This is a genomic window from uncultured Granulicatella sp. (genome assembly GCF_963515095.1).
Taxonomy (GTDB): domain Bacteria; phylum Bacillota; class Bacilli; order Lactobacillales; family Aerococcaceae; genus Granulicatella.
In genome coordinates this window covers 23446-31371 of the sequence record NZ_CAUPXD010000022.1, presented here as the reverse complement: position 1 = coordinate 31371, position 7926 = coordinate 23446, and the positions used below count along the sequence as shown (strand labels likewise).

Genomic DNA, 7926 nt, shown 5'->3' with positions numbered 1-7926 from the left:
GTAGCTAAAGATGGAACAGCAGTCAAAGCAGTAGCAACGAAAGGCAACAGTGACGCAAGTAACGAAGGAACAGCAAATGATCCAGTGAAAGAAGCGAAACCAGCAGCCCCAGTAGTGGCAGCAGATCCAGCGAACGCAAGCGTAAGTGTAACACCGACAGGAGAAGTGGATAAAGTCAAAGTAACGTTCACACCAACAGATGGAACAACTGAGAAAACCATTGAAATTGCGAAAGAAGATGGAGTATGGAAAGATAAATCAAATACCCCAGGAGTAACAGTAAATCCAACAACAGGATTGGTGACATTAGACCACACAGTAGCTAAAGATGGAACAGCAGTCAAAGCAGTAGCAACGAAAGGCAACAGTGACGTAAGTAACGAAGGAACAGCAAATGATCCAGTGAAAGTTTATATTTTGAAAGGTGAGCCAGCAAGAGAGTTTGAAGTTGAAATTCCACTACCGATTGTAGTTCCAGACCCAGAACATTTAACATCAGAAGTAAAAACAGAATTAGAGAAAAAAGTTAAAAAATCTAATCCAAATATGGATGTTAAAGTCGACGATAAAGGAAATGTTACTATAACAGATCCAAAAACAGGTCAGTCTAAAGTAATCCCAGTTAAAGATTTAACTGTTAAAGACTTCGAACCAGTGAAACCAACCGACAAGGTTCCAGCGAAAGACAAAGCACACTTAACTCAAGAAGAGAAAAAACAAGTGGCAGATAAAGTCAAAGCTAAGAACCCAGGTAAGGAAGTAACAGTAGAAGACGACGGCACAGCAACAGTGACAGATCCAACAACAGGAATCAGTCATACAATTCCAGGGACAGACTTAGTAATTGAATTTGCTAAGGGGGATTCTAAAAAATTAGAAGTTCCAGAATTAATCATCACAAAATGGACTGATGAACAAGATAATATATTGAAACCAGCAGTATTAGGTGAAGCAAATGAAGCATACGAACATGGTGAAATTGAAGGTTATGTATTTGTAAGAACAGAAACTAAAGGTGATGTTGTAACTCATATCTTCAGAAAAGTAACTCCAACTAAACCAGAAGGTAATGGAGAACAACAAGGTGGAGATAACAAACCAGAATCAACACCTGAAGCACCAGCTGAAACAGAGAATACAACTACGAAGTCAAAAGCTTCTCAAAACATCTTGCCAAATACTGGTACGGCAAAAGGTGTTGGAATTTTCTCTGCAGCAGCAGCTTCAATCCTTGCAGGATTAGGATTAATAATCCCTGTGAAGAAAGAAGACGAAGAAGAGGAAGAGACACAAAACAATTAATCAATTCAGCAACATGAATGAATAATTGCAAGTACAAACCTTGAAGAAAGAAACGGATAGAAAGACCAAAGAAAGCCTTTCTATCCGGCTTTCTTTAAGTTAGAATGTAAGCGGTTAAATGCAAATCGGAGGGAAATAGAATGTTAAATGAACAAGATATTTTAGACCAATTAAATATTAAAAATAATTCGGAATTGTGTAGGATTTTAAACGATAATTTGCCAAATACTAATATTACAATTAAATTTAAACTAGATCATAATTATTATAGAATTTCTGGAACTTTTTGTATTGACTCAGAGTTTTGGAAGTTGAAAGATACACTTCCAGTGAAAAGTAGAAATACAAAAGGTGATAAAAACAAGATTAAAAAGAGAAAATATAAGTTAATAAAAGCTAGAAATCTTAGAAGATATAATGTTTTATGTCATAGAGGACACTTAATTGCAAAGCAATTTGAACCTTACATAGAGTATTATGATTTTAATTTTTCTAAAAATAATCCAGATAATATCTATCCTCAGTGGATTAATGCAAATTTAAATAATTTAAAGCATTCTGGTATTTTAGGTCAAGCATATTTTGAAGATAAGGTAATCAATTGGTTAGAACAAGGTGACGAAGTACTATATAAGGTTGTGCCAATTTTTGAGGAAGATACTAAAGATTATCCTATAGGAAATGTGATAATAGCTTTTAAGTGTAGGAATAAAGAAGAAATACAAAATATGGAAGATAGTATTGAACGTTTTATCAATTATGATTTTGATGAGGAAGATACAAATAAGTTTTGTGTCTTCATACCGAATTATTTAGATACTGATGTTGTTGTGGTTAAGAAAAAGAAATGAGTCTTTGTTAAGTAAATGAGTGTTGGAAAGGATATGTTATGGATAATAAGGAAAGTGATGGTGAAGATGTTATAATACGATAAATATATAAGCAATTTGAATATATAAGTGTTTGTGTTTCAGAGACAAATTAGAAGGATTTTGTTACACTTAACTTAATAATTTACGAATTTAATAAAAAATTATGAATAAAAAGGAGATAAAAATAAAATGGAATTAAGAGGTCATGAATCGCTTATCTGCCAATGATTAGCAACAATATCTTTAATTGAAACTTTAGATGGACTTAATTTTTTAAATAGCGAATATTATAAAGAAAATGTAGTATTTAATGTTAATAATGATATTATTAAAGAAATACTGGATAAATCTAGATTAGGGAATCCTGCTACTTTTCAAATGTTTTTCTATATGCTTTTGGTGATGCCAAAGGAAATTATTGAAGAAACAACAATTACTTCATGGGAAGTAGAATTCAAAAGAGATATTAACTCATATTCTTTAGATGTAACTACAACATATCCGGATGAATCAGCTGAAGATTCGACTAGTATTCAATATTTTAGACATATTCGAAATTCTATTTCTCATTCTAAATGTACATACGTAGAAAAAAATAATAAGCAGTATGTTATATTTAAAGATGAAAATCCTGGAAACAATTCACAAAGATGTGAAATAAAAATGCCAACAAGTGATGCTGGAAGAATAATGGAATTCTTATATCAAAAAATGATGATATACTTAAATAATAGATGGAAAAATAGATAAATTATGTAAGCGTCCAATAACAGATACTTGGTTATTGGGTGCTTAAAATATATTAAACGTAAATTCTATACAAAATGTATAAAAAATGAGTTTTAGAGTTGTAACATATTATTTTTAATACTATAATACAAATAGAGAGATACTATAAATGATGTACTTGGTGGTGAATAGGATGAATAATGAATTTGTTAGAATGATGGGTATAAGCATTGAGAATTTTAAGAATACTCATAAAGGGAAAATAAAACTTTCAAGTATGAATACGAATAAAATTGAAAGTGATATCATAGGCATTTATGGACAAAATGGATCTGGAAAAACATCCATAATAACTGCAATAAGTATAATAAAAAAAATGATTTCTAGAGAACAGTTGGATAAAGATGTTTTTAAGTATATGATGGTAGATGAGAAATCAACAAAAATAGTGGTAAAATTTCTTGTTGAAACTAAAAATAATACATATGAGACTGAATATATAGTAGTAATAACTAAAGATAAAATAGGAGATGAGTGTATTCCTGTTATAAAAAAAGAGTCAGTCGTATATTGGGATTACAGTGAAGGGAATAAAAATAGAAAGAAAAGTTTAATTGAAGTTGATAATAGCAAAAATGGCTTGAAACCTTCATACAGATATGAACAATTAAAAAAATTTTTTAGCGATGAAAATGACTTGATTGTTGAGAAAAAACTAAGCTATATGACGAGCAGAAGCTTTATATTTTCAGGAGCTTTATATAATTTAATTGAAAAGCTTCCTGTGGAATTTGAAATAATTAAGGCTTTAGAACTGTATGCAACTTCAAATTTATTTATAGTAGAAAATGAAATGTTGGCATTAAGTGATGCTAATTTGATAATTCCGATTGTTTTTAGAAGTTATGATAGACATGAGGCAGGTGTAATACCTATTGCTTTAAATAAGCCAAAATCCATTTCATTACAAGAATTTGAAGCAGTCAAGAAATCACTTGATTCATCTAATAAAGTAATAGAAAAGCTAATACCTGGATTAAAAATAGAATTAAGATTATTAAATACACGCTTAAATGAAGAAGGTATAGAAGTAGTTGATGTCGAACTGCTTTCAATTAGAGGAAATAGAGAGATACCTATAAGATATGAGTCAGATGGAATAAAAAAAATTGTTTCAATTATCCATTTATTAATAGGAGTATATAATTATAAAGCGCTAACTGTTGCAATTGATGAAATTGATTCTGGAATATTTGAATACTTATTAGGAGAAATTATTGAAATTCTTTCTAAAGGTGCTAAGGGACAATTAATATTTACTTCTCATAACCTAAGACCATTAGAGGTATTGAATAATTCTAATTTAGTTTTTTCAACATCAAACTCACACAATAGATTTATAAGAATGAAGAATGTTAATACTAATAATAATATTAGAGATATGTATTATAGAACATTAGTTTTGGATGGACAAGAAGAGAAATTATATAATAATACTAGCCAAATCAAAATTAGGAGAGCTTTTGAGAAAGCAGGTGAGCTTCTTTAATGAAAAAGATAGTATTCTTCATAGTAGAAGGTATTACAGATCAGATTAGTTTAGAAAATATTATAGATACGTTAATTGATGAGTACAATTCGTCAAGTACACATGGAGATAATGTTATTTTTGAAATATCTGATGGAGATATTACTTCCGCTTATAGCTCAGAACCTAGTAACATCAAATCTAAAATAACGAAAATAATTAAGGGTAATGGGAAAAGAAAGTATGCTCCTACTGACTATAAGGAGGTTATTCATATCATTGATACTGACGGCGCGTATATAGATAATGAGAGACATTATCACTTGTGTTTGACAATGAGAGGGAACTTGAAGTGGCTGAAGTTTGCAATTCATTTTGTTTTTGATATAATAAAGATACAAAAAGAGCCGAGCAGTAACTCGACTCTAATGTAGACCGTTGAAAAGACGGTGGCAGAATTTTGGTGTATAACACCGCTAACTCTCCAAAGTTAGAGCGGTGTTATTTTTTTGTTCTTAAATCTATTAATTTGACAACAAGTGATACTAATGCAACTAGTAAAGTCGCGAAAGAACACACCAATGTCAAAGCTTGATAGACTGACAAAGTACAACCTCCTTTCGATAGATTTTAAATAGATGCACATAAGCATCACCTACCTTTATAAGAGATTGCCACCGCTTTAAAACTTTCTACGCTGAGAGTGTACCATAAACGAAATTGGAATAATAGCAAAATGTGCGGAAAGTCACATTGTTTGAAAATTTTTGAAGTTCTGGTATAATAAAGATACAAAAAGAGCCGAGCAGTAACTCGACTCTGATGTAGACCGTTGAAAAGACGGTGGCTAATTTATGGGTAAATAATACCGCTCAATCAGTCAAAGTCATGAGCGGTGTTATTTTTTTGTCTTAATTTCTATTATTTTGACAATGAGTGCTACTAATGCAACTAATAAAGTCGCAAAAGAACACACTAATGTCAAAGCTTCATAGACTGACAAAGTGCAACCCCCTTTCGATAGATTTTGAAAAGATGCCCATAAGCATCACCTACCTTTATAAGAGATTGCCACCGCTTTAAAACTTTCTACGAGGAGAGTGTACCATAAACGAAATGGAAATAATAGCAGAATGTGCGGAAAGTCACATTGTTTGAAAATTTTTGAAAATCTGATATAATAAAGACACAAAAAGAGCCGAGCAGCAACTCGACTCTGATGTAGACCGTTGAAAAGACGGTGGCAGATATTATTGTGTTATAATAACATCGCAAACTCTACCTAAGTTTATAGCGGTGTTATTTTTTTGCTTTCATATCTATTAATTTGACAATGAGTGCCAATAATGCAACTAGTAAAGTCGCAAAAGAAGACACCAATGTCAAAGCTTCATAGACTGACAAAATGCAACCCCCTTTCGATAGATTTTAAACAGATGCTCATAAGCATCACCTACCTTTATAGAGATTGCCACCGCTTTAAAACTTTCTACGCCGAGAGTGTACCATAAATAAAATGGAAATAACAGTAAAATGTGTAGAAAATCACATTGTTTGACATTTAGAAAAATTTTTTGTATGATAAACACATAACACCGCTAACTATCGAAAGTTAGAAAATACCGCTTTCCAATCACCATGTTGGAAGGCGGTATTTTTTATAAATGAATTGTTGTTCATTAGATATTAAAATCATTCCAAAGTTGTATGGACAGTTCTGGAAGATAAACATATAATGAAGACAACAAAAGGGGGAATACAAATGAAAGATGTAACCAATAGTGCGAATCGAAGTGCGAGAAATCAACAAGGAAAGAGCCTTCGATTGAATTTTTCAAAATCAATTTTATATGTTATTGCAGTAATGATTATTGGACTTTACTATTATAAAAATCTACCACCAATTCACTATGCTTCACCTGCTTTTTGGGTGTTTTTAGCCTTAATTTTAGTCTTAGTTGGAGCAATTGAATGGGTGACAGGAGGTAGTATTGCTTTTAAAACTACGACGAATAAGTTTTCATGGGAACAAGAGAATCAGTCTAGAAATCACTTGATTTCAAAGATTGTATTATCAATAGTTGGAATTTTTGTCGTTATTGCTGTTGCAAGTTACTTTATTTTATCTCCATTATTTTTTGCGGAATCTTATTCTAAAATGATTCAAGTTCAAAATGCGGACTTTGCGACAGATTTTCCTAAAACGGATGTCACTCAAATTCCATTAATTGATCGTGATACAGCCTCAAGATTAGGCAATCGTCGAATCGGTGCGTTAACCGACTTAGTTTCTCAATTCGAAGTGGCGGAAGATTATACGCAAATTAATATACAAAATCATCCGTATCGTGTTTCTCCATTAAAATATGCAGGATTTTGGAAATGGTTCTCTAATCATCAAGATGGCATCCCTAATTATATGCAAGTAGATATGGTGAATGGGGATGTGGAAGTGAAGAAACCGGATCAACCGATTCGTTATAGTGAAGCAGAGTACTTCAATCGTAATATTCATCGTCATTTACGTTTCAATCATCCATTTACATTATTTGGTAGTCCAAGTTTTGAAGTCGATGATGAAGGGACGCCGTATTATATTGCTTCAACGTATAGTCGTAACTTTTTCTTAAGAGAGCCTGAAGTGAATGGTTTAATTACGGTGAACGCTCTGACAGGTGAAAGTAAGCATTATAATTTACAAGAAATTCCTCATTGGGTAGACCGTGTGTATAGTGCGGAATTAATTTTACATCAGTTAGAAATGAATGGAAAATATAAATTAGGATTCTGGAATACCATTTTCTCTAAAAAAGGAGTGACAGTTCCTACAAAAGGGTATAATTACTTACCGATGAATGATGATATTTACTTATATACAGGAATTACTTCAGTAGCTTCAGATAATTCAAATATTGGATTCGTATTAGTTAATACTCGTACAAAAGAAGCAAAAATGTATCCAGTATCAGCAGCAGAAGAATTCTCAGCAATGAGTTCGGCAGAAGGTAGTGTACAAGAAACAGGATATAAAGCAACTTTCCCACTACTGATTAGTTTAAATGGCAAACCGATGTATATTTTATCTTTAAAAGATGGTTCAGGTTTGATTAAAAAATACGCCTTAATTGATGTGGAAAATTATCAAAACGTTTATGTCGAAACAAGTGTAAGTCGTTTAATTCAAAAATATGAACAATCTGCACCAACAGAACAAGCGGGAACAGAAAGTGATGATCATTTAACAAGTGTGACAGGTAAAGTTCAAGATATTCAAGGTGTGGTAGTGAATGGAAATACGATTTACTATTTATTAGTGGATGATAAAGTTTATCGTGCTCCAGCTACGATTCAAAATCGTTTACCATTTGTACAAAAAGAACAACTGGTAGAAATGCAAGTTACTCCACATGGAGAAGTGAGAAGTATTGTGATTAAATAAATTAAAAAAAGAAGTACTTAGAAATAATTCTAGGTACTTTTTTCTTGTTCAAAAAA

Annotated in this window: 9 protein-coding genes; 6 read left to right on the top strand and 3 right to left on the bottom strand. The window is 31.8% G+C overall.

The features are described from left to right. The 5 genes from RWL86_RS05965 to RWL86_RS05945 all read left to right on the top strand — a co-directional run. Positions 1–1302, top strand: a 1302-nt coding sequence (locus RWL86_RS05965) for an LPXTG cell wall anchor domain-containing protein (protein WP_314077900.1), incomplete at its 5' end; no start/stop codon positions are given. 140 nt (positions 1303–1442) lie between these two features. After that, complete coding sequence (locus RWL86_RS05960; protein WP_314077898.1) at positions 1443–2153, top strand: DNA/RNA non-specific endonuclease; 711 nt, start codon at positions 1443–1445, stop codon at positions 2151–2153. A 420-nt stretch (positions 2154–2573) separates the two neighbouring features. After that, positions 2574–2924, top strand: a complete 351-nt coding sequence (locus RWL86_RS05955; RefSeq protein WP_314077895.1) for a hypothetical protein — start codon at positions 2574–2576, stop codon at positions 2922–2924. A 172-nt stretch (positions 2925–3096) separates the two neighbouring features. Then, positions 3097–4452, top strand: a complete 1356-nt coding sequence (locus RWL86_RS05950) for an AAA family ATPase (protein ID WP_314077893.1) — start codon at positions 3097–3099, stop codon at positions 4450–4452. Then, positions 4452–4865: a hypothetical protein gene (locus tag RWL86_RS05945; protein ID WP_314077890.1), complete on the top strand. Its 414-nt coding sequence runs from the start codon at positions 4452–4454 to the stop codon at positions 4863–4865. Before RWL86_RS05950 ends, RWL86_RS05945 begins: the two co-directional genes overlap by 1 nt. A gap of 67 nt (positions 4866–4932) precedes the next feature. Here RWL86_RS05945 and RWL86_RS08445 read toward each other — a convergent pair whose 3' ends face one another. The 3 genes from RWL86_RS08445 to RWL86_RS05935 all read right to left on the bottom strand — a co-directional run bounded on the left by RWL86_RS08445 (position 4933) and on the right by RWL86_RS05935 (position 5835). Then, positions 4933–5037, bottom strand: coding sequence for a putative holin-like toxin (locus RWL86_RS08445; protein ID WP_399534551.1), 105 nt, complete (start codon positions 5035–5037; stop codon positions 4933–4935). Positions 5038–5329: 292 nt separating this feature from the next. After that, entirely contained in the window at positions 5330–5434 is a 105-nt protein-coding gene (locus RWL86_RS05940; RefSeq protein ID WP_314077888.1) for a putative holin-like toxin, read from the bottom strand. Positions 5435–5730: 296 nt separating this feature from the next. After that, a complete protein-coding gene (locus RWL86_RS05935; RefSeq protein WP_314077886.1) occupies positions 5731–5835 on the bottom strand; it encodes a putative holin-like toxin in 105 nt (34 codons plus the stop codon). A 358-nt stretch (positions 5836–6193) separates the two neighbouring features. Between RWL86_RS05935 and RWL86_RS05930 the strand changes: the two genes are divergently transcribed. Then, positions 6194–7870 (top strand): hypothetical protein, encoded by a 1677-nt coding sequence (locus RWL86_RS05930; protein WP_314077884.1) that lies wholly within the window; start codon positions 6194–6196, stop codon positions 7868–7870. The last annotated feature ends 56 nt before the right edge of the window (positions 7871–7926 follow it).